Source organism: Sulfurisphaera ohwakuensis, from assembly GCF_009729055.1.
In the GTDB taxonomy this organism is placed as follows: domain Archaea; phylum Thermoproteota; class Thermoprotei_A; order Sulfolobales; family Sulfolobaceae; genus Sulfurisphaera; species Sulfurisphaera ohwakuensis.
Genome location: NZ_CP045484.1, coordinates 1,523,095 through 1,543,701, shown reverse-complemented (window position 1 = coordinate 1,543,701; position 20,607 = coordinate 1,523,095). Strand labels below are relative to the sequence as shown.

Below are 20,607 nucleotides of genomic sequence, written 5' to 3'. Positions count from 1 at the left end.
ATATAGACGTCACATATAATAATATAACCTTATACTATTATATAGTTTATATAGAAAACCTTAAATAGGAACAGTCGAAGATATAGTTAGCATGCTTAGTTTAATTATAGTAAGGCATGGAGATGCTGAACCTCAAATTGAGGGAAAAGATGATAAAGATAGAAAACTAGTGAAGAAAGGAATAAAACAAATGAAAAGAATTGCTACTTTTCTTGATGAAATGGGGATAAAAATTGATAAAGTTGTTTCCAGCCCCTATTTAAGAGCATATCAATCAGCAGAAGCTATATTGGATAAAATGGGGGTAGATAGTCTAAAAATAGAGACTTATGATGATCTCATACCAGATAAGGATCCATCTCTATTTATTGAAAAGATAAAGGAGTTTCCAGACAATATGACAGTACTAATTGTGGGTCACGAACCATATCTCTCTGGTTTAGTTAAAGCACTGACAGGTGGAAGTGTTGAAATTAAGAAAGGAGGTATAGCTATGATTGATTATGATTTAAAAGAAAACAAAGGTGTTTTAAAAATGCTTTTAACTCAGAAGGTGCTTAAGATGATTTAATTATGTTATCAGCAGTTATTGATGCTGGTTTTAATTCCTTTCGTTTAGTCCTATACCAAGTTTTTCCTAATGGAACTTTTAGAATTATAGGCTCTCTTAAGTCTTTTGTAAGAATAGGAGAAGGGTTAGAAGAAGGAGAACCTATAGGAGAGAGTAAAATTAGAGAAGCTGAAGAAGCCTTTTCAATTTTTAAGAAGATCATCGATAAAGAGAAAGTGGAGGATGTTAAAATAGTTGCTACTAGTGCGTTTAGATACGCTACTAACGGTAATGAGATTGCCCAGAAATTAAGTAAACTCATAGGGTATGAAATGAAAATTATTTCTGGAGAAGAAGAGGGAAGATTTTCCGGGATTGGAATCCTAAATACTTTACCCGTCTCTAACGGTATACTTTTTGAACTTGGAGGAGGTTCTCTTGAACTAATTGAGGTTAATGAGGGAAATATTGGTAAAGTTTATCAGTTACCTATAGGTGCATTAAAACTCCTAAATTACCCAGAAAAAGAGATAAGAAAAATAGTGAAAGATCAGTTATCAACACTCTCTTTGAAAAGACAAGGTGTTTTAGTTGGATCTGGAGGTAATGTGAGAGCTTTAGCAAAGATGGATTTAAAACTTTCATCTTATCCAACAAGATCCATTCATGGTTATTCAATTTCATTAAAACAAATAAGTAAATATTCCTCGCTTCTTCCTACTTTAGATGTAGATGCAAGAGCCTCCCTCCCGGGAATTGGAAAAGAAAGAGCTTTCACGATACATACGGCATCAATCATCATAGATGAGTTAATGAAATATTTTAATGCGGAAAAACTAATTGTTTCTGCTTATGGTATGAGGGAAGGAGTACTGACAGAAGGAAGAAGACTGAATAGAGAGAGTTGGTTGTATGGGATAGCATACTTTAATGCGTTGGAGCCGCCAATTCAAATATTCAAGGATATAATAGATAGTGTAGGAGGAAAGTACTCGTTTTATATTGCTTCATCAGCCTATTTATCCCTGATATTTAAGATGTCTGGTTATCTCAATCCTTATGAGGCTTGTTATAGGTTTATCAAGAATTCTGTTTTACCAGGATTTCTCTTAGAAGAAGCCTTAATAATAGGCTTTATATGTAAATCTGTATATAATAAAGTAAAGAAGAAACACATTAAATTTTTAAGTGAAAAAATAAGTAAAAAAGAGCTATTATCTTATGGAAATATAGTGAAAAACGCGGTTGAGAAATATGTTAATGGTGTTAGATTATGAAAAAAGGAGTTCTAATAGCTTTTGAAGGAATTGATGGCTCTGGTAAATCAAGTCAGGCTACGTTACTTAAGGATTGGATAGAATTAAAAAGAGATGTCTATCTAACGGAGTGGAACTCTTCAGACTGGATTCATGATATAATTAAAGAGGCAAAGAAGAAAGATCTTCTTACCCCATTAACTTTTAGTCTAATACACGCTACTGATTTTTCTGACAGGTATGAAAGGTATATTTTACCAATGTTAAAGTCTGGTTTCATAGTTATTTCTGATAGGTATATTTACACAGCTTATGCTAGGGATAGCGTTAGGGGAGTAGATATTGATTGGGTTAAGAAACTGTACTCATTTGCTATAAAACCGGATATTACTTTTTACATTAGAGTTTCACCAGATATAGCACTACAGAGGATAAAGAAATCAAAAAGGAAAATAAAACCTCAAGAAGCTGGTGCTGATATATTTCCAGGATTATCACCAGAGGAGGGATTCCTGAAATACCAAGGACTAATTACTGAGATTTATGATAAATTGGTTAAGGATGAGAATTTTATAGTGATTGACGGAACTAAAACTCCGAAGGAAATACAAATTCAAATTAGAAAATTTGTAGGTGAGTTAATTGATAATAGCTTTTGAGGGAATTGAGGGATCTGGTAGGACAGCCCATTTAGAGGCTGTTAAACGTTACCTAGAAAAAGAAGGTTATGGTACAGTAACTTTTGGATTACAGATGTCAAAGTTAATAGGTGAGAGAATTTCACAAGTTAAAAGAAATATAGTATTTGAAAGAAGGACACTATTTTTAGCTTATGTTACTGATCTGGCAGATCAAGTTGAGAACTATGTTAAACCTTCATTAGACTCTGGTTTTATTGCATTAGCTGATGGCTACATATTAACCCTAATGTCATGGGGACTAGTAAGAGGATTAGAGAAAGACTGGATGAATGATGTTTTGTCTATTTTTCCTAGACCGGCAATATACTTTTCCCTTATCTCAAGACCAGAAGAAATCATAAAGAGAATAATAAAGAAAAGAGGATTCTTAGACCCTCTTAGTGCGGGAATAGATATTTGTATAAAAAGCGATGTATTTACAGCTTATGAAGATTATATTAATGAATTTCAGAAAGTTCTTATTTCTCTCTCTTCAGAGGAAAATATTATTTACACGGATAGGAATTTTGATGAAGTACATAAGGAGATAGTGAATAAAATTGAAAACCTTACGCCCTGAAGAATACGCAAACCTTAATCTTAAAGAAGTACTAGGAAGAACTAAAATTGATGAAGAGAGTATTCATGATGCTAGGGTTAGCTTAAGAAAGTATTACGATGTTCTGACTTCTCTTTACCCGGTTTATGAAAATTCCGAATGTGCTTTCATTTCAAATGAAATTATAGGAAATCTAGGAAGAATAAGGGATATGGATATCTGTGGATCAAGAGATAGAAGAAGAGATGAACTAGCTTACGATACTATAAAGAAATTTAAACGACTAAAAATATGCTTTTTACCAAGGAAAATCTATGGAAGTAGGCTTCTTCTGTTTACACGTATTTACAGTTTATATAAGTTAATTCCTCAGTTAGACGATTTCCATGAAATTAGAAAAAGAGTGAGAATCATAAGGAACTTAGCTGAAGCTTTAGGTTATAGCTCTCAAGAGATAAAGATCATTGCAAAAAAGATGGGCGATGTAAGGGATAACATATTAAAAATGGAATGTAATGGTTTGACACCACCAGAAATTAACGTAAATATTTACAAAGAGGAAGCGCTCAGGGCAATAACAAGGATTATCAAAGGTCAAGAGGAATTTCATTATCGCTTTATTAACTTAGAATAGATTATGAGAGCTACTCCAGATACTATCAAGATGGGAGAAATGACAAACATATATTCAATGTCTAAGGCTAAGCCGTAAGCCTCGTAAATAGTGAAATATACTGTGGAAGAAATATTATTAGCGTTACATAGTATTAACTTACCTGGAGAAGAGGAAAAGAAACAAATAACATATAAAATACTATCATTAGCAGTTGTAGCACCAGAAGGATAACCGTAAACCTTAATCGGATTAGAAAAATTATAAGAAAAAAGTACTTCAGAATCACCTTTATACGGAACAGTATAGGATTCGTGAGGAAGAATTACAACCTTATTACTCATCCTTATGGAGTTTTGAGATGCAAAAGGTATTAGAGAAAGAAACAAGATTCCAAGAATTATTAGTATGACGGCTATTATAAATAAACGCATGAATAATTATTCTTATATTATACTTTTTATTTCTATCCGAAAACTGCTCTAAGCTAACAATTTCAGCTTATATACCATATTGTACCCACACATCATAGCAAATTCCCAGGTTGAAGAATTTTTAAATTCAATTGCTTATAAGAAAAGTTAGAACAACCAATAATTCTTGTGAACAACTTGAGAAGTTATCAGAATTAATAGAAATAGGAATGATGGGATAATATTATAGTAAAGACAATTTTAAGTAAGAAAAACTTTCACTTAAGCTCTATTTCTCACTTTCGGAATCAGAATAAACTTGAAATAAATATATTCTTCCTCTCATAATTTAATTTATGACTAAGGTAATTAAAAGGTCTGGAAGAGAGGAAGAATACCTTTCAGATAAGTTATATAATGCGCTAATAAGGGCAGGGGCCTCTGACGAAGTTGCAAAAGAAATTGTTAAAGAAATTGAGGAGAAGATCAAAGATAGGGAAAAAATCTCGACAGATGAGATTAGGAGATATGTTTTAACAAGATTACAACAGTTGGAGCCAGAAGTTGCAGATGCCTGGCAGTTTTATGATAGAGTATTTAAAGGTAGAATAACATTTGAAAATGGTAAAGCTGTAGTAGTTGAAAAAGGAAGGCTTTATTTAGGTAGAAAAGTTAAGGACTTTAGCGGTAAGGGGCTTGAGAGCGCTGAGCAAGTTAATGATATCTTAGAGGAGTTAAAAGAAGACATGGACTACGGGTTAAGTCCTAAGATTATAAATGCAAGGCTCTACGCTCTATACATGGGGGTCCTTCACAAGAAGGACATGCCGGTAAGTGAAAAGGAGAAAGCAATTAAGTATATTAATGATTTTAGGGAAAGCCTAGGCTGGAAACCTTATGAGCTAAAGTATCCCCTAAATAGTTGATTCTCTTGTATATCCATGAAAAAGTCAAGAGAGGAGAAAACCTAAGTGATTAGGAATTTTTACATTTCACAATTATAAAGATACAGAGTAAAATTTTTCTCTTTTTAGCAAATTTATTAAATTTTTATTCGTTACATAGATCAAATTTATCTAATAGAGAGGGCTATTATCTGACTTTCTCACCGCCCTAGAAGGGCGATGGTTCCCTTAGGGCGGATCATCGTTCCCACCATCGATTCGGGATTACATCTCTCATTTAGTGGGCAGACGAGAGGGTCAGAGACCCCCTCCTGTTCAGATTAACTACAGCAATAACATCCCTATCATTCTCATAACCACATGAACACTTAAACCAACGATGAGAGACCTCCCTCATCCTTTTACCACACTTAGGACAAGAGACGGAAGAATATTTGGGATTAACGTATTGAACTAGAATACCGTGCTTCCTAGCCTGCCACTCAACCCAATACTGAATCCTACGATACTGCATTAGATAAAGTTTGTCGCGAAACTCTTTAGGTAGTTTATCTACGTTCTTGATGAGGTTCTCAAGGTTCTCCAACTTAATAACATTAGCACCAAAATCTATAACAATCTCAACAACCCACTTCCCAACCTTCCTAGCGAAATCCTCCATAATACGCCTAGCCTTTTGATGAAAAGAACGAATCCTATGCAGAATCCTCTTATTCTCCCTCCACCTCTTTGAGTATTTCTTCTGCAATCTCTCGGCTAAAGACTTCCAGTGATGAACCTCGTGCAAACGAGTTGGAATCCTAACGTAATGAGTATCATCCTTGCCAACAACAATCTCGCTCATGTTAACATCAACAGCAATACTTTCCCCTGGTTTAGCCTTCTCCAACGGTTTCTCAAAAACAACCTTAAGAAAAGCCTTATCACCCTTAACCACTAACCTAGCCTCCTTCATCCTCCAGCTTAAGTACTCCTTGAGGTTTCTAGGATAACCTAGAATTTGAAATTCACCAACACTTGCTATCCTAACAGTCATATTATCTAAGTCAACATTATAACTTGCTTTAGGAGTTAGCCAAACTGTTGGCTTATATACTCTTGGGAAACGACCCCTTCTCGGATTATTATACCAGCCCTTGTATACTGAGAGAGCTTCACGATAACAGTCTTGGGCAACCTTTGATGGTAGATTATATTCTTCTTTTAACCTCTCATACAGTCCTTCATGGACTTTTTCTAAAACTTCCTTCTCATTAGGATTCGGGACATTTTCCTTCAACTAAAATAGGGCGAAACGGAGGGCTTTTACGTAGTTATTCACAAGGGCTAGGAGGGGTTCAGATAGGGCGATCTTCATAGAAACAGTAGCTCTGATCGCTTTAACCCTCCTAGCCATTAAAAGAATTTCGAAAAAAGAAGTATTTAAACTTTCTATAAGGGGGCTATCCATCCCCGCCTCAGAGAGGCGAGGCTTTTCGCCCCCTTAACCCCCTTTTCTGTAAATTGAATTAGACACTAATTAACTAAATTTCCAGCATAGTAACAGTTAGTAAAAATTTCCAATAGGATTCATCAAAATTTGAAATTTGAAGGAAATTTTTATTAACAATCATAGATTAAATATATCTGATTTGACCGATCAATCTGAAGCATAATACGAATACTTGAAAATTTTAACATTATTTTCTTCTGTAATTATAGAAATATTACCTCACTCATTCCTTCAAATATCTCGTCTCCAGTAATCACTTTCGCATTATACTTTCTACTTAATGAAAGAAGTATACTATCTGTTATGCTAGGCTTATTTTTACCCTCTCTTTTTGCCTTGACTAACAATTCAACATATGCTTTAGCACCCTGAGTACTTAACTCTCTATCAATACAGACAATTATACTATTCTCTTCAATAAATTTAAGTCTTTCTTTAACTATATTTTCTTCAACTCCCTCTCTAATATACTTTCTGGCTAATTCAGCAAGAACTAAATCTGGCGTTATTACCTCATCTGCAGAAGAGAGGATTTTAAGGACTTTCTCTCCTTTACTACTACCCATAAAAAATCTATCCAAACATAAACTATCCATCACGATCCTCAATTTTATCATCTCTAGTGAAGGGAGTTATTTTACCTTTATCTACACCAAACATTTTCCTTAACTTTTCTTCTCGATACAGCTTTATTAAATACATGATTATATCATATATTGACGAGAAATTGTTCTCCTCTTTAAGCCTCTTTAACATTTCGAGTGTAGTTTCCTTCACTTTAATTGTCTTCTCCATAATTATACTTTCTACCTTATTTAACTTTTATTCATTTTCTTAATATGAGGCTTTTATATTTTTACATTTTCTTAAAGTACAATTGAGTAGCTTAAAATATAGTCTTTTTCACAGTAAATACAAAGGGAAATAACATTAACCAATACAGGGTATACTGACTCATTCGATTAACTTGCTCATATTCAAAGGTAAAGCTGAGCTCTTTACTTCTTTTTGTGACTATTATTAAATAAAGTTGGATTAAAATAAGAGCTGTCCGGCATTTGAAATTTTTGCTCTTTAAAACGGTCTTACTTAAAAACTTATGAAATAAAAACGCTTAAATTAATATTGTGAGAATCTTAAAATATACAGGATTCATAAGCGCAGTATTAGCATGGATTATAATATTTGTAAGCATTAGCCTTAACCCATGGTTCAATTTTACTAAAAATGCTTTTAGTGATTTAGGAGGACCTTTAGCAAAAGATCCTTGGCTATATAATTATGGCCTTATAGTAGTTTCCTTATTTGCTTTTCTTTATGCTATCTTTTTAGCAGAAGTAAGTGAAAATAAAATTTTGATAATAGCATCAGCTTTTGTAATGGTTGCTGCAATTTTTCTAGCCTTAATAGGAATATATCATGAGGGAACGTATCCGCATGTGTTTGTTTCCACTTGGTTCTTCATACAATTTGACATTGCAATTTTAACATACGGGATAGGCCTATTAACAGCAAGAAGAAAACTAGGAATTTATATGATAATTCTCTTTATTATTGGAAATATTATCGCAGAAATAGTTAAGTGGCCCTCTTCAGCAACAATTGAAGCTTGGGGAATTTCGATAATTGACATCTGGGTAATACTTTCGTTTTTAGATGCAGCTCAGAGACGATAACTAGCTATTTTACTAAAAATTTGAGAGGATAGAGAGTTCAAAACTAGTTCATTTTCATTTACATATGTCTAGGTATGTATAAGAACATGTAATAAAGTATGTTGCATATATTTATATTTTTGATGTGATATGATATAAAATTTTCAATTAATTTAGATGAATGATTTTAAATGAATGATTTTAAAAAGTTTAAAATTTCTTAAATGTTAGTTTATCGTTAATATCCATCTACAAATGTATATACCTTAACATATTCCGTTTATATCTCTGGAATTGTATAATTATAATTGGTGATATAAAATGGCACTATTCATAGATATATTAACTATTCAGTTAATAACAATGGGTATAGGTTTCTTAACCTTTGCTTACGGCTTAATTAAGACATTCCTAGTGCATTCCACAGTACAAGATTACAGAAATGCTATTAAACCACAATACATGCCACTACTATTGTTAGGTTTATTTATGTCTATTACTGGATTTTACGGAATGCTTCTCTGGCCCTTACCATCCAGTTATAACATACTATTCTACGATCTTTATCCAGTATTAGGTTTGGGAATTATAGGAATAGCTTTAAGCATTAAGAATGAGTATAAGCTCGAGCACTTAGGCTTCATGGCTTTGTTATTTGGATTAGTAACAATATATTATGGTGTTCAAGGATATTTGCATAATATGACTCTTGAACCAACAGCATTATTAGCATTATACACATTAACTGGACTAGCTTCAATATTTTTCTATCCTGTTGCAATATTCCTTGATAACGGAAAGTGGAATAAAATATGGTTAATAGTAGATGCAGTCTTACTAATATTAGCTGGATTATTAGCAGGATATATAGGAATTGAAGCGGTAGGAGAACATCTAGTTGCATTTAGTAAATGGACCCCATTCATTTAAGATTTTTCTTTATATAATTTCTGAGTTAAGATATGTTTTTATTATATCAATTTTTGAAGTAAATAAATAAGAATTTTTAGTAAGCTATAATGCTAACCTAAAGAATTAATCAAAGAGAAAGATTTTGTTTAGAGAATGCAGACATATTAATTATTTTGAATAACAAATTGTAACTATGCACTACTTATTTAAGTAAGAACAATTGTGTCTAATTCGTTAAGTTAAATATATATTTCAACTTCTCTTTATATTTATGTATGTCATTAGAATACCTCTTTAAACCAAAGAGTATTGCTGTTATTGGGGCTTCTCGCTATAAAGAGAAAGTTGGAAATGTAGTATTCAGAAATCTTCTATATACTTATCACGGAAAACTTTACCCAGTAAATTCAAAGGCTGAAGATGTTGAAGGTGTAAAAGCATATAAAAGCGTTAAGGAGATTCCAGATCCTATAGATATGGTAGTAATTACAGTACCTAGAGAGGCTGTGCCACAGGTAATGGAAGAGGCCGTAGAAAAAAATGTGAAAGCAGCAATCGTAATTACTGCTGGATTTAAAGAAGTTGGTGAGGCCGAATTAGAAGATAAGGTCATAAGTATTGCCAGAAAAGGAGGAATAAGAGTTTTAGGACCAAATACATTTGGTATCATTACTCCAGAGTTTAATGCAACTTTTGCCTATACTGACGTTAAAAGAGGAAATATTGCATTAGTTGTTCAAAGCGGTGGTCTAGGAGTTTACATGCTAAATTGGGCACAGAAATATAGAGTAGGAATAAGTTATATGGTGAGTTTAGGTAATCAAGCTGATGTAAAAGAGTATGAAGTTATCGAATACCTTTCAAGAGACCCAGAAACAAGAGCAATATTCGTTTACCTAGAAGGAGTCTCAGATGGTAATTCTTTCTTAGAAACTTTACCAGAAGCCACGAAGAGAAAACCGGTAGTATTCTTAAAAGGGGGTACTACAAGTAATGGTGCAGCAGCAGCTAAAACACATACTGGCAGTTTGGCTGGCTCTTTTGAAGTTTTCAAAGCAGCAGTTAGGACTGTTGGAGGAATTCTGGTGGATAATCTTCATGATATGTTAAACCTCGCAAAGCTCTTAATGTATTCTGAGCCGGTTACCGAAGAATTACTTGTAATTACTAATTCTGGCGGACATGGAGTTCTTACTTCTGATGAAATTGAGAAAAATGGATTAAGGATGGTTGAAATACCAGATTGGATGAAAGAAACTTTAAGAAAGATTTTACCTCCAACTTCAGTACCTAGAAATCCTTTAGATTTAACTGGGGATGCAAATAAGGAAAGATACTATTCAGCATTAAAGATTGTTAGTGAGCTAAATTCAACTAAGTTAGTTATAGTTCAGGCTTTACCAATGGTTAGCTGTACAGATGTTGCTAGAGTAATTTCAAATTTTAAAGGAAAAGGAGTTATCGGAATTACTATGGGACTTGATGAGGATACAGCATTAAAAATTTTAGAAACTACTGGAATTCCAGCATATACATTCCCAGAGGACGCTGTAAAAGCTATTAAATATTTTGTAAATAAGCCAATACCGAGGAAGAAAATAAGGACAGTTCAACCAATTGAAAGTGCTATAGAACTTGTTAAGGGAAAGAAAACATTGAAGGATTATGAGGCGATGAAGCTTATGGAAATTTACGGAATAAGAACTCCCAAATGGGGAATTGCTGAAAGTGTAGAAGAGGCCCAAAGAGTTGCAGACTCTATTGGTTATCCGGTAGTTATGAAAATTTCACCAGATGAACCAGTACATAAAACAGAGATGAAAGGAGTTGTTGTTAACGTGGAGAAAGACCAAGTAAAGGATGTTTATTCGCAATTATCTAAAATAACTAAGAGGGTAATGATTCAAGAACAGTTAAACGGTTTAGAAGTTTATATTGGTGGTATAAGGGATCCGGTATTTGGTCATGTAGTTCTAGTAGGAAGTGGAGGAATTTATGTTGAGGTTTTAAAGAATGTCGCATACGGTTTGTCACCAATCTATGAAGACGAAGCACAAGAACTCTTAATGGAGAGCAAGATTCACGCTATGTTAACTGCTAGGAAAAGAGGTTATGATGAGAATTCGCTTATAAGGACAATAATAAGTGTCTCTAGGATGATAGTTGATTTAAATATAAGAGAAATGGACATAAATCCATTATTTGTAAATGAGAGAGGAGCCTTTGCTGTAGATGTAAGAATAGTGTTTGATTAATTACCAGGTAAAATTTCTATTTTTTCTGAAAAACTTAGATAAATTGGACATTCCCTTTTTACTTTACGTATCATCTCTTCTAATTCTTCTGATGTACAACCACTATTATATATAAAAACTTTTATCTTCTTTATAACAGGATATCCTAGCATAAATTGTTTTTCATCAATCTCGTATACAGCTCTAACTTTACAATCCTTAATCTTAATTCCCTCTTTTTTAGCTATGCTTTCAAAAGCTTCAGCTATGCAATGAGGTATTGAGATAAGAAACGCATATAAAGGTGCCTCTAGATATAATTTGCTAGCTTTTTCTCTTCTACCCGGTATTTCTACGGTTGGATTTTCAAAGTCACCATATAAACTAATACTAAATTCCATTTTATAATAGATTTTAGATTAATCAATAAAAAATTAACTACTAAGTGTTTATGCGTAAGTTAATGAAGAATTGCATTCCAACATATTTAACAAACCAAGGTTCGCAACCGTAAGAGAATATAGGAATAGTATCGAGATATGAATATATGAAAAAAAGTAATTTAATCTGATACTTATCGGAAAATCGTCATGATGTAATTTAGTCACGAATTGTTAAACTTATCGTTACATGAAGTTATACTTAAACCTCATTTTAATAATTATATTCTTATGTATAGGTTAAAAGTTCGTAAGAAAGGAATAATAGTAATACCTAAAGAGATTAGAGATAAGTTTAACATAAAGGAGGGTGATGAAGTAAACGTCGTAGTTGACAATGAAGGTATTTACATATTTCCTAAAGAGAGTATTGAAAAATATTTCGGAAGCGATAAGGATGCTATACAAGCTTTAAAAATTTTAGAAGAAGAGAGGAGAAAAGAACGTGAAAAAAGTAATGCTTGATACATCTGCAATCATACTATACTTTTATGGCAATAAAGAAGTAAAAGAGATAATAGAAAAAGTGAGGTTTACGTTAATCCTGTAAATCTCATAGAATTTCTTCATGCTTATACTAGAATTAAGGGATGGAAAGAAGCACTACCCAGATATAGTATTGTAAGAAATTCCTTTAAACTTATTGACATAAACGATGAGAATATAATTACAACATCTGCCAAGTTAAAGACTGTAACATCTTTACGTAATTTTTAATCATTTTTAATTAGTATCTTTATTATGATTATGTTTATACAGTATTACCTCAATGTCTTGTATTGATGAGCTCCCTACTGATGACGGGCTCTGCTCATGAGGCTTTGGGAGTGATAAATAGGGATGGGAGGGTAGTGGGAGTTTAATCTAAAACTAATTAAAGGAGAAAAGTCTCATTTTGTTCCTTAATATAACTTACAGCTCATCTCCTAAATGTATGATTACTTGTTTAATCTTACATTAATGAAATAATTTGCAAAGCAAACCGAATCGTCCAACAACCTTGAATCCCCATAGTTCCATTTTATAATAGAGTTTATATTAACCAATAAAAATTGGCTATAAATTATTTTTATAAGGAAGCTAATTAGAAACATTTTTAAGTAATAGTTACTATAAATTAAGTATGGACTATAACAAGAATTATATTGAAGAACTGTTTGATAGTGAAGTTTATAGAAGATTAGGAGATGTGGAGAAAGATAGAGTTACAAGAATATATCTTTATAAACTCTCAGAAATGGAAAGAAAACATTCTGAAATTTGGAAGGAAATTGCAATAAGTAGAGGCATAAAATTAGGAAAATTAAAATGGTATCACAAGTGGAAATTAAATTTCTATGTTATTTTTAGAAAAATATTCGGATTAGAGCTTACAACAAAATTATTAGAGAACGGAGAGGAAAGTGATATTAAAAAATACTATGAACTTTCAAAGAGTGAAGAACTAAGTGAAGAAGAAAGACAAAAAATGAGAGAATTAAGTGTTGATGAAGCTGTACATGAAGAAATTATATCTACGGTAAAATCTAAGGATGTTAGCGATTTTGTATATGGAATTAGTGATGGATTAGTTGAGGTTCTAGCTGCAACATCTGGTCTTTCTGGTGCTTTCAATATTCCATTTTTAGTTGGAATTTCTGGCTTAATAATTGGTGCTTCTGGCACTTTATCCATGGCTATTGGTGCTTATTTGTCTACGAAATCAGAAAAAGAAATTAATGAGCATAAGAGAAGAAAAATAGAGATACAAAAGCTTGTAGATAGAAAGGAAGTTGCGAAAAAACTTTCCATGATATTAACAGAACTAGGAATTAAAGAAAATATTGCCTCTGATATTTCTCCACAGCTTGTTGATGTTGCTGAAGACATAATTGCACCAAAAGTTGAGGAAAGCCCAAAAAAGAGTGCTGGAGTTACAGCGTTATCCTATATATCCGGTGCAGTAATTCCAATAATTCCTTATTTACTGGGCATTGGAGGATTAGTCGGTGTAATTTCCTCATATATCATTTCTGGAATAGCGATATTTATTGTGGGTTATTTAATAGGTTTGTTAAGTTCAGTAAATCCAGCTAAAAAAGGTGTTGAAATGTTGAGTCTAGGAATATTAGCTGCTATTGGAACACATATACTAGGTTTGCTAGCTTCTTATTATTTGCACATTTAATTTCATCATTTTTTAACCATTTCTTTAATTTGTTCCCACATTTCGTCTATTGATTCTTGAATTTCTTTAGTTTGTTCCTCAGTAAGTTTGCTAAATCTTCCCTGTAATTTTAAGTATTCTATCACTGGTTTTCTGTTTTTCTTATCAAGTAGTGTCTTACTAACACTTGTTAACCTAAATTCTCCGTTCTCTATTTCAAATAATGGCCAAACACCGGTTTCTACAGCTAACTTTGCAATTTCAATTGTTAAACTTGAGTCAAAACGCCAGCCTGGTGGACATGGTGATAGTAAATGTATGTACCTAAATCCGTGAATTTGCTTAGCTTTCCTCACCTTTGCTTGATAATCAAATGGATAAGCTATTGATGCAGTAGCTACGTAAGGTATTTTATGTTCAGCCATAATGAATGGTAATGGTTTCTTAAACTCTCTTTTACCTTCTGGAGTTGTAGTTGTCCAAGCTCCTTTAGGAGTTAAACTTGAACGTTGAATTCCAGTATTCATATAGGCTTCATTATCATAACAAACGTAAAGTATGTCTTCATTTCTTTCAGCAGCGCCACTTAAAGTAGCAAAACCTATATCTCCAGTGGCACCATCACCAGCCCATACTGTAACTATTGCATCCTTATCTCCTCTCATTCTTAAAGCCCTAACAATACCAGAAGCTATAGCAGCGGATGCGGCAAATGCACTATGAACCACTGGAACTGTAGATGGCATCCCAGAAGTATCTCCTAGAATTACTGTTGAGCATGATGCTGGAACAACTAGTACAGTTTTCTCTCCTAATTCCTCAATTAGTATATCTAATTCCCTTGGAATTGGACAACCTGGACATGCAGCATTTCCTCTATAAAATTTTGGAATTCTTTTAACTTGAGTGATTAAACTCATAACAACCACCTCTCCTCTTCTAACCTACCTTCAATTAGATCTTCCATTACTTTTTGGAAGTGTAAGGGTCTAACATCTTTACCACCTAAACCGGCTACAACGCTATAAACTGGAACCTCTAATCCATAAAGAGATGATTTTACTTCATTTGCTAAAATACCTCCAGAGCCGAAAGATACAGCTCTATCAAATACTATTACACCCTTCATTGACCTCAAATATTCCTTTATTTTTTCCCTTGGAAACGGTCTGAATACTCTAATCTTTAATAATCCTGCCTCAATACCCTGATCTCTTAATCTGTCTACTGCGACCTTCGCATCGCCGCTCCATGCGCCCATAGTTACAAAAGCATACTTTGCATCTTCACATTTATAGCATTCAACAAGTCCGTACTGCTTTCTTCCAGAGATTTTCTCATATTCTCTCATTATTTCTTCAATGACTGACTTAGCTCTTTCCATAGCCTTCATAGCTTCATATCTTATTCTCATATACTCATCTGGCTGTGCTATTGGGCCTACTCCTATTGGATCTGAAAAGTCAATTAAATTAAATTGTCTAGGTGGTAAGAATGAATCAACTTCATAATCTTCAAGCACTTCAACTCTCTCCATTGTGTGAGTTAAGATAAAGCCATCAAACCCCATCATTACCGGCATTATTACCCTTTCATCTTCAGAAATCCTAAAAGCTTGAAGTGTTAAATCGTAAGCCTCTTGAACGTTTTCAGCCATAATTTGAATCCATATAGCATCTCTTTTACTCATAAAATCTTGATGATCATCCCAAATGCTCCAAGGCTCCGCTATTGCCCTTGTTGCTACTGCGGCTACCATAGGAACTCTTTGACCGCCAGCCCAATATATCATTTCGCCCATGTACAATAGTCCTTGTGAGGCAGTAGCAGTAAATACTCTAGCACCCGCTACTGCTGCACCATAAATTGTTGCTAATGCTGAATGCTCACTCTCTATTCTTACAAGCTCTGCTTTTAGTTCACCTGAACTTATATATTCAGCAAGTTTTTCTAACATTGTAGTTTGAGGTGTTATAGGAAATACTGCTAATACTTGTGGTTTAGCTTGTTTAACTGCATAGGCAACTGCATGATTTCCTACTAATGCTAAAGCCTTTCTTTTTAAAATTTGAGTCATTTTTATTTCACCTCCCTAACCATCTCAATTGCTTTTGTGGGACAAACCTGAGCGCATACACCACAACCTTTACAATAGTCATAATCAATTTTAGGAAACAAATTCTCTAACAAATCTATTGTATTTTCTGGGCAATAAAGTACACATAGCCTACATTTAGTGCATTTATCATAATGAATCTCGGGTCTTTCAACTCTCCATAATCCAGTATTTCCGGCTGACCCAATTTTTGGTCTTGCGATTGGAATTCCTTCTGGGACTTTAATCAACTTTTTTCACCTCTTTATATCCTCTTTCAACAGCTTCTGCATTTAATTCACCAAGCTTTCCAGGAAATTCTTCTTTTATCGCTTCCTCTAAGGAAGTTAAAGAAGGCATTCCTAAAATTTTAGCTAAAGCGCCAATCATTGTAGTATTGACTACTGCCCATCCGGCTATTACTAAGCCTAAATCTTTAGCAATTGATGTTGCATCCACAATATAATACTCATTTTTCCAAATTTTCTTTGCTTCTGATGTGTTAATTAATAAGAAACCGTCTTCTTTTATGCCTTGTGTTACATCCATAATTTTAGTTAAGGAAGGATCAAAAACTGCTACTCCATCTGGGTTATATACTTCCCTATGTAAAAGAACAGGTTTATCCGAGAGACGTAAAAATGATACAACCGGGGCTCCTCTTCTTTCTCCTCCATAAAAGGGAATTGACTGAGCATACTTATCCTCAAGAACTGTCGCTTTAACCATTAATTCTCCTGCGGTAACTACTCCTTGCCCTCCTCTACCTCTTAAGGCTATTTCGATAAGCATTTTTCCACATTTAATTTTTCTCTTATGACGAAAAAATTTTAACTTATTAAAACCCGACGTTAATATAATTAACCTTGTTAAACATTAGAAAGGTAATTTTAAAAATAAATACTACTGTATAAGCTCAAGTTGATAAGAAGAAATACAAAATGGCTTTACCTTACTTTACCTTATAATGCTACTATAGGTCCAATATCTACTCTTATAACCCTACAAATTATTTCTTTGGGAGGAAACGCACTTGATATTGCTTATGTAATATCATTAGGTAATCTGGTATTAATCCCTTCGTCGATCTTCTGGGGTTATACAGCTGATAGGATTAGTAGAAGAAAACAAATTATCACCAGTTTCTCTGGTACAGCTCTTTCTCTTTTCCTTCTATCTTATTCTAGGAATGTTCAGATGATAGCTTTAGGATACTCCTTACTTATCTTTTCATCAACAGCGTCTACGACACCATTCAATCTTTTAGTTATGGAATCTGCTAGTAAAAAGGAGTGGGGAGCGTTATTTTCTAGATATTCATTTCTTTCATCAATAGGAACCTTAATCGGATTGTTAATATCAACGTTTCTTGTAATATATATGAGAATATTTCAAATAATTTTCATATTAGCTGTAATTATGGCTATAACAGCAATCATTTCTGTTAAAATTCTGCCAGAACCAATCTTAACTTTTGAAAGAACAGCAATACTCCACCACAAAGAGTCCTTCTTTACACGATTACTTCATTTACCATTAATGTTTTTACATTTGCCTAATCCTCATCATTTTAAATTATTTAAACTTAGCAGACTTTTGAGAAAACCAATAAATTACGTTCCCTTACTTTATATTGCTATAGTTATCTTTTACATTAGTAGTGGAATCTTTAACACAGTTTATCCAGCAAGTCTTTACGTAAAAGGTTTAGATAAGTCAGAAGCTCTTGCAGTTATAACTATGGGGATGGTATTTCAAATTATAGGGTTTAGAATAAGTGAGAAATTAATTAAAGATAAGAATGAGACTGAACTTGCCCATAAATCTCTGCTTCTTAGAGGAGGCTCGTACTTTATACTTGGTGTTTCTACATTATTATTTTATGGTCAATTAATTCTGATTTTGGGATTAATATTTTATCCTTTAGCAGCTGGTATAGCCTTTGCAATTTACTATTCATCATCAAATACTTTGATATTTAAGATCGTTGGAGAGAGATCACAAGGTAAAAATCTTGGTGTGTATAGTACTGTAGTTGGAATTGCACTTTTTCTAGGTAGTCTTCTATCTGGATATATAACTCATTATTTAAGTTATGGAATTGACTTCATAACAGCTGGGATTTTACTATTCATCTCTTCATTAATCTTTAGATATTTAGAAGAGGGTTAATAAATAATCTTTCATAACAGTATAGGAATTTCGTAATTCTCTAAATGAAATAAACTCGTCATAAGCGTGAGCCATGCCTAGCTCTCCTGGGCCGTAAACTATTACTGGAACCCCCTTATATCTAAAATATCTACCATCTGTAGCACCAGTAATGATATATTTCTTAGCTTTAATGCCTAGCTGTTTATATATAGTATTTTCCAATTTTTTCACAAACTCATTATCTGGAGGAGTATAATTAGGTTCTGATAAGTCCAGAGGTATTATTTCACTTTGTTTCACAAGGCTCCTTACAATATTTAATGCTTCATCACTATTTATTCCGGGTGGTATTCTCATATCAACTTCAACTTCAGCGTAATCTGGAACTACATTAATCTTAACTCCACCTTTAATTACACCGGGATTAAAGGAAATCCTTAATACATCATTCTTAGCAATTTCTGAAGGTATTCTTACTGTCATCGCTTCTATGAGATTATCTGGGATTTTTATTTCAATCTCTTTTATTTTTTCAAGTTGAATTAAATCCTTAACGAGTTTCATTATTGCATTTTCACCTAAAGATGGAAGACTTCCGTGAGCAACCTTACCTTTAGTTATCAACTTTATTTGTAATAACCCTTTTTCACCGATGTTTATAGAGTCTGAACCGGATGGTTCAGATATGAGTACTAAATCTGGCTTATATCTATCAGCTAAATATTTTGACCCTTTATCACCACCACTTTCTTCATCTGGAACAGCTGTGAAAATAAGGTTATAATTAACTTTATCGGCTATTTCAGTAAATACTTTCATGAAAACAGCTAAGCCTCCTTTCATATCAGTACTACCTCGTCCGTAAACTTTATCATCAATAATCTTTCCAGAAAAAGGATCATATTTCCATTTATTTACATCTCCAGTAGGGACAACATCATAATGGCCATTTAGCATTATTAACTTTCCATTTCTATTACCATTTTCGGAAATAACTACTGGCCAGCCCTTTTCAAACTCTACAACTTGAGATGAAAAGCCTTGAGATGAAAGATAATCTTTTATAAATAAGGCGCAATCAAGTAAGTTTTCACCTGGTGGATTTACTGTAGGAAACTGGATTAGTTTTGAGGTTAATTCTTCTAATTCCATAAATTATTTTTGAGTACTCTGATTAAAAGGATTTAATATTAGAAAAAATAGAAGAAAAACCTAAGAAGAATAGAAGAAAAAGTTAAAATATAGTGTTGAATACTTTTTATTTTTACACCGATATTTATAATTATCTTTTACATAAATATTCACCAGCAAATAATACTAATTATCTTAACCCTCATTAATCAAGGAAATAATTCGGAATTTATTTCTATATTTTAAATTGTTCACTTAGCTTATAAGCAAATTAAAGTTTGATTAAATGAAAAATAGATAAGATATTAAAACGTATTTATACTTATGAAACTCCAAGGAATAGATATATCATCAATACTTAAGCCTGAAGCTAAGTATGTAATTCTTACTAAGAAGTTTGTATCGTCATTGGCTGAAGATTATCCAGATTTTATATCATACAATGAGATGGGCATTAAACTAAGAGAATTAATTGTAGTTAGCAAAAAAGGAATGTATACTGGTTATAAATACTCTATTACAGCGAATAAGGATGGTGGACTAACATCATTAATTGATGACGACAAAGTAATAATAGCCCTAAGAGCAAAAAAACTAGAAAAGTTCTTAACAGCAGAGCTTCGATTCTTAGGTTTTAAAAAAGATAATCTAGATAAGATTCTAATTCTGCATGATGTTCCAGTAATTGGAAGTAATAGAAAAGAACTAATTAATGGTATAAAAGAATATCTTAAGCTTTGGAACGGTATTGAAATTTCAGATTTACCTGCTATAGTTAAACCAGAGTATAAGACTCCAGTAAAAGGAAAAATATTAGACGTAGATTATGCAGATTTAGCTTTTACTGTTTGATTACCTCTTATTCTTTTTTGAAGTGTTATTATAGCTCTTGCTAGTGCTTCTGGTCTAGTTGGACAACCTGGGGCATAAATGTCTACTGGAATCCCAATTTCTGAGGGTAAGACGGTATTATAGGAGTTCCAAAATATTCCACCTTCAAGTGAGCAAGCTCCCATAGCTATTACCCATTTGGGTTCTGGCATTTGATCATAGACAATTTTCGCTGCTCTTGCCATTTTTCTAGTTAAAGTTCCCTCAATAACTAGTAAATTAGTTTGCCTTGCAGAGGAAAATGGAAGAACACCAAATCTCTCAGCATCAAATCTAGCTGCAGCAAAAGCCCCAAATTCTGTTCCACAACAGCTGGTTGTTAAATGTGGTGGCCATAGTGAAAATGAAATACCCCAATCTATTAGACTCTTTATCGGTTTTCTGTTTATCAACCATTGGATTGCTTTCTTAGATGCTTCTTGTAAGTTTCCTGTTAAAAGTAGTTCTTCAGTCATTATAATCCCATATTACAATTAGGGGC

At 33.1% G+C, this 20,607-nt stretch carries 23 protein-coding genes and 1 pseudogene; 13 read left to right on the top strand and 11 right to left on the bottom strand.

What is annotated here, in order from left to right; translation table 11 throughout:
* The first annotated feature begins 91 nt into the window (after window positions 1–91).
* The 5 genes from sixA to D1869_RS08630 are packed head-to-tail and all read left to right on the top strand — an operon-like array spanning window position 92 to window position 3,679.
* The gene (sixA, locus tag D1869_RS08650) at window positions 92–571 is read left to right on the top strand and encodes a phosphohistidine phosphatase SixA (protein WP_156014746.1); all 480 of its coding nucleotides are present in this window, start codon (window positions 92–94) and stop codon (window positions 569–571) included.
* 2 nt (window positions 572–573) lie between these two features.
* Window positions 574–1,827, top strand: coding sequence for a Ppx/GppA phosphatase family protein (locus D1869_RS08645; protein ID WP_156014745.1), 1,254 nt, complete (start codon window positions 574–576; stop codon window positions 1,825–1,827).
* Window positions 1,824–2,465 (top strand): dTMP kinase, encoded by a 642-nt coding sequence (gene tmk / locus D1869_RS08640; RefSeq protein WP_156014744.1) that lies wholly within the window; start codon window positions 1,824–1,826, stop codon window positions 2,463–2,465. The genes D1869_RS08645 and tmk overlap by 4 nt, the downstream gene beginning before the upstream one ends.
* Window positions 2,449–3,066, top strand: a complete 618-nt coding sequence (locus D1869_RS08635) for a dTMP kinase (RefSeq protein ID WP_156014743.1) — start codon at window positions 2,449–2,451, stop codon at window positions 3,064–3,066. Before tmk ends, D1869_RS08635 begins: the two co-directional genes overlap by 17 nt.
* Complete coding sequence (locus D1869_RS08630) at window positions 3,047–3,679, top strand: CHAD domain-containing protein (protein WP_156014742.1); 633 nt, start codon at window positions 3,047–3,049, stop codon at window positions 3,677–3,679. Before D1869_RS08635 ends, D1869_RS08630 begins: the two co-directional genes overlap by 20 nt.
* Here D1869_RS08630 and D1869_RS08625 read toward each other — a convergent pair.
* Window positions 3,655–4,092 carry a hypothetical protein gene (locus D1869_RS08625; RefSeq protein WP_156014741.1) on the bottom strand — a complete coding sequence of 146 codons (438 nt, stop codon included), beginning with the start codon at window positions 4,090–4,092 and terminating at the stop codon, window positions 3,655–3,657. The two genes, D1869_RS08630 and D1869_RS08625, sit on opposite strands and share 25 nt — an antisense overlap.
* A 335-nt stretch (window positions 4,093–4,427) precedes the next feature.
* On the opposite strand from D1869_RS08625, the gene D1869_RS08620 reads away from it, so the two are divergent.
* Window positions 4,428–4,997 carry an ATP cone domain-containing protein gene (locus tag D1869_RS08620; RefSeq protein WP_156014740.1) on the top strand — a complete coding sequence of 190 codons (570 nt, stop codon included), beginning with the start codon at window positions 4,428–4,430 and terminating at the stop codon, window positions 4,995–4,997.
* A 256-nt stretch (window positions 4,998–5,253) separates the two neighbouring features.
* Here the strand turns inward: D1869_RS08620 and D1869_RS08615 are convergent.
* From D1869_RS08615 to D1869_RS08605, 3 genes and pseudogenes are all read right to left on the bottom strand, one after another.
* A pseudogene (locus D1869_RS08615) lies at window positions 5,254–6,372 on the bottom strand (RNA-guided endonuclease TnpB family protein).
* Between the two features lie 299 nt (window positions 6,373–6,671).
* Window positions 6,672–7,085: a PIN domain-containing protein gene (locus D1869_RS08610; RefSeq protein WP_156014739.1), complete on the bottom strand. Its 414-nt coding sequence runs from the start codon at window positions 7,083–7,085 to the stop codon at window positions 6,672–6,674.
* Window positions 7,057–7,263 (bottom strand): VapB-type antitoxin, encoded by a 207-nt coding sequence (locus D1869_RS08605; RefSeq protein ID WP_221267018.1) that lies wholly within the window; start codon window positions 7,261–7,263, stop codon window positions 7,057–7,059. The genes D1869_RS08610 and D1869_RS08605 overlap by 29 nt, the downstream gene beginning before the upstream one ends.
* A gap of 332 nt (window positions 7,264–7,595) precedes the next feature.
* On the opposite strand from D1869_RS08605, the gene D1869_RS08600 reads away from it, so the two are divergent.
* From D1869_RS08600 to acs, 3 genes are all read left to right on the top strand, one after another.
* The gene (locus D1869_RS08600; RefSeq protein ID WP_156014737.1) at window positions 7,596–8,144 is read left to right on the top strand and encodes a DUF998 domain-containing protein; all 549 of its coding nucleotides are present in this window, start codon (window positions 7,596–7,598) and stop codon (window positions 8,142–8,144) included.
* 300 nt (window positions 8,145–8,444) lie between these two features.
* Window positions 8,445–9,053 carry a DUF981 family protein gene (locus D1869_RS08595; protein WP_156014736.1) on the top strand — a complete coding sequence of 203 codons (609 nt, stop codon included), beginning with the start codon at window positions 8,445–8,447 and terminating at the stop codon, window positions 9,051–9,053.
* Window positions 9,054–9,310: 257 nt separating this feature from the next.
* Window positions 9,311–11,290 (top strand): acetate--CoA ligase alpha subunit, encoded by a 1,980-nt coding sequence (gene acs / locus D1869_RS08590; protein WP_156014735.1) that lies wholly within the window; start codon window positions 9,311–9,313, stop codon window positions 11,288–11,290.
* Here acs and D1869_RS08585 read toward each other — a convergent pair.
* A complete protein-coding gene (locus D1869_RS08585) occupies window positions 11,287–11,670 on the bottom strand; it encodes an OsmC family protein (RefSeq protein WP_156014734.1) in 384 nt (127 codons plus the stop codon). The two genes, acs and D1869_RS08585, sit on opposite strands and share 4 nt — an antisense overlap.
* Before the next feature lie 270 nt (window positions 11,671–11,940).
* On the opposite strand from D1869_RS08585, the gene D1869_RS08580 reads away from it, so the two are divergent.
* Together D1869_RS08580 and D1869_RS08575 are read left to right on the top strand one after the other, a co-directional pair.
* Window positions 11,941–12,174 (top strand): AbrB/MazE/SpoVT family DNA-binding domain-containing protein, encoded by a 234-nt coding sequence (locus tag D1869_RS08580; protein ID WP_156014733.1) that lies wholly within the window; start codon window positions 11,941–11,943, stop codon window positions 12,172–12,174.
* 658 nt (window positions 12,175–12,832) lie between these two features.
* Complete coding sequence (locus D1869_RS08575; RefSeq protein WP_156014732.1) at window positions 12,833–13,876, top strand: VIT1/CCC1 transporter family protein; 1,044 nt, start codon at window positions 12,833–12,835, stop codon at window positions 13,874–13,876.
* Between the two features lie 5 nt (window positions 13,877–13,881).
* Here D1869_RS08575 and D1869_RS08570 read toward each other — a convergent pair whose 3' ends face one another.
* Genes D1869_RS08570 through D1869_RS08555 form a run of 4 tightly spaced genes read right to left on the bottom strand, consistent with a single transcriptional unit; the run spans window position 13,882 to window position 16,742 of the window.
* Window positions 13,882–14,775 (bottom strand): 3-methyl-2-oxobutanoate dehydrogenase subunit beta, encoded by an 894-nt coding sequence (locus D1869_RS08570; RefSeq protein WP_156014731.1) that lies wholly within the window; start codon window positions 14,773–14,775, stop codon window positions 13,882–13,884.
* The gene (locus D1869_RS08565) at window positions 14,772–15,932 is read right to left on the bottom strand and encodes a transketolase C-terminal domain-containing protein (RefSeq protein WP_156014730.1); all 1,161 of its coding nucleotides are present in this window, start codon (window positions 15,930–15,932) and stop codon (window positions 14,772–14,774) included. Before D1869_RS08565 ends, D1869_RS08570 begins: the two co-directional genes overlap by 4 nt.
* A 2-nt stretch (window positions 15,933–15,934) precedes the next feature.
* Complete coding sequence (locus D1869_RS08560) at window positions 15,935–16,201, bottom strand: 4Fe-4S binding protein (RefSeq protein ID WP_156014729.1); 267 nt, start codon at window positions 16,199–16,201, stop codon at window positions 15,935–15,937.
* The gene (locus D1869_RS08555; RefSeq protein WP_156014728.1) at window positions 16,194–16,742 is read right to left on the bottom strand and encodes a 2-oxoacid:acceptor oxidoreductase family protein; all 549 of its coding nucleotides are present in this window, start codon (window positions 16,740–16,742) and stop codon (window positions 16,194–16,196) included. The genes D1869_RS08560 and D1869_RS08555 overlap by 8 nt, the downstream gene beginning before the upstream one ends.
* 129 nt (window positions 16,743–16,871) lie before the next feature.
* On the opposite strand from D1869_RS08555, the gene D1869_RS08550 reads away from it, so the two are divergent.
* Window positions 16,872–18,122, top strand: a complete 1,251-nt coding sequence (locus tag D1869_RS08550) for an MFS transporter (RefSeq protein WP_156014727.1) — start codon at window positions 16,872–16,874, stop codon at window positions 18,120–18,122.
* Here D1869_RS08550 and D1869_RS08545 read toward each other — a convergent pair.
* Entirely contained in the window at window positions 18,108–19,256 is a 1,149-nt protein-coding gene (locus D1869_RS08545) for an ArgE/DapE family deacylase (RefSeq protein WP_156014726.1), read from the bottom strand. The genes D1869_RS08550 and D1869_RS08545 overlap by 15 nt on opposite strands.
* Window positions 19,257–19,559: 303 nt before the next feature.
* Between D1869_RS08545 and D1869_RS08540 the strand changes: the two genes are divergently transcribed.
* Complete coding sequence (locus D1869_RS08540; protein ID WP_156014725.1) at window positions 19,560–20,087, top strand: hypothetical protein; 528 nt, start codon at window positions 19,560–19,562, stop codon at window positions 20,085–20,087.
* Here D1869_RS08540 and D1869_RS08535 read toward each other — a convergent pair.
* On the bottom strand, window positions 20,060–20,581 hold the full coding sequence (locus tag D1869_RS08535; protein ID WP_156014724.1) for an NADH-quinone oxidoreductase subunit B: 522 nt from the start codon (window positions 20,579–20,581) through the stop codon (window positions 20,060–20,062). The genes D1869_RS08540 and D1869_RS08535 overlap by 28 nt on opposite strands.
* Between the last annotated feature and the right edge of the window lie 26 nt (window positions 20,582–20,607).

What these genes read in the sequence shown, in the direction of transcription:
- D1869_RS08575 (WP_156014732.1), top strand. Translation starts at nt 12,833, where the DNA reads ATGGACTATAACAAGAATTATATTGAAGAACTGTTTGATAGTGAAGTT.
- D1869_RS08625 (WP_156014741.1), bottom strand. Translation starts at nt 4,092, where the DNA reads ATGCGTTTATTTATAATAGCCGTCATACTAATAATTCTTGGAATCTTG.
- D1869_RS08610 (WP_156014739.1), bottom strand. Translation starts at nt 7,085, where the DNA reads ATGATAAAATTGAGGATCGTGATGGATAGTTTATGTTTGGATAGATTT.
- D1869_RS08540 (WP_156014725.1), top strand. Translation starts at nt 19,560, where the DNA reads ATGAAACTCCAAGGAATAGATATATCATCAATACTTAAGCCTGAAGCT.
- D1869_RS08570 (WP_156014731.1), bottom strand. Translation starts at nt 14,775, where the DNA reads ATGAGTTTAATCACTCAAGTTAAAAGAATTCCAAAATTTTATAGAGGA.
- D1869_RS08535 (WP_156014724.1), bottom strand. Translation starts at nt 20,581, where the DNA reads ATGACTGAAGAACTACTTTTAACAGGAAACTTACAAGAAGCATCTAAG.
- D1869_RS08565 (WP_156014730.1), bottom strand. Translation starts at nt 15,932, where the DNA reads ATGACTCAAATTTTAAAAAGAAAGGCTTTAGCATTAGTAGGAAATCAT.
- D1869_RS08595 (WP_156014736.1), top strand. Translation starts at nt 8,445, where the DNA reads ATGGCACTATTCATAGATATATTAACTATTCAGTTAATAACAATGGGT.
- D1869_RS08605 (WP_221267018.1), bottom strand. Translation starts at nt 7,263, where the DNA reads ATGGAGAAGACAATTAAAGTGAAGGAAACTACACTCGAAATGTTAAAG.
- D1869_RS08585 (WP_156014734.1), bottom strand. Translation starts at nt 11,670, where the DNA reads ATGGAATTTAGTATTAGTTTATATGGTGACTTTGAAAATCCAACCGTA.
- tmk (WP_156014744.1), top strand. Translation starts at nt 1,824, where the DNA reads ATGAAAAAAGGAGTTCTAATAGCTTTTGAAGGAATTGATGGCTCTGGT.
- sixA (WP_156014746.1), top strand. Translation starts at nt 92, where the DNA reads ATGCTTAGTTTAATTATAGTAAGGCATGGAGATGCTGAACCTCAAATT.
- D1869_RS08620 (WP_156014740.1), top strand. Translation starts at nt 4,428, where the DNA reads ATGACTAAGGTAATTAAAAGGTCTGGAAGAGAGGAAGAATACCTTTCA.
- acs (WP_156014735.1), top strand. Translation starts at nt 9,311, where the DNA reads ATGTCATTAGAATACCTCTTTAAACCAAAGAGTATTGCTGTTATTGGG.
- D1869_RS08545 (WP_156014726.1), bottom strand. Translation starts at nt 19,256, where the DNA reads ATGGAATTAGAAGAATTAACCTCAAAACTAATCCAGTTTCCTACAGTA.
- D1869_RS08580 (WP_156014733.1), top strand. Translation starts at nt 11,941, where the DNA reads ATGTATAGGTTAAAAGTTCGTAAGAAAGGAATAATAGTAATACCTAAA.
- D1869_RS08645 (WP_156014745.1), top strand. Translation starts at nt 574, where the DNA reads ATGTTATCAGCAGTTATTGATGCTGGTTTTAATTCCTTTCGTTTAGTC.
- D1869_RS08555 (WP_156014728.1), bottom strand. Translation starts at nt 16,742, where the DNA reads ATGCTTATCGAAATAGCCTTAAGAGGTAGAGGAGGGCAAGGAGTAGTT.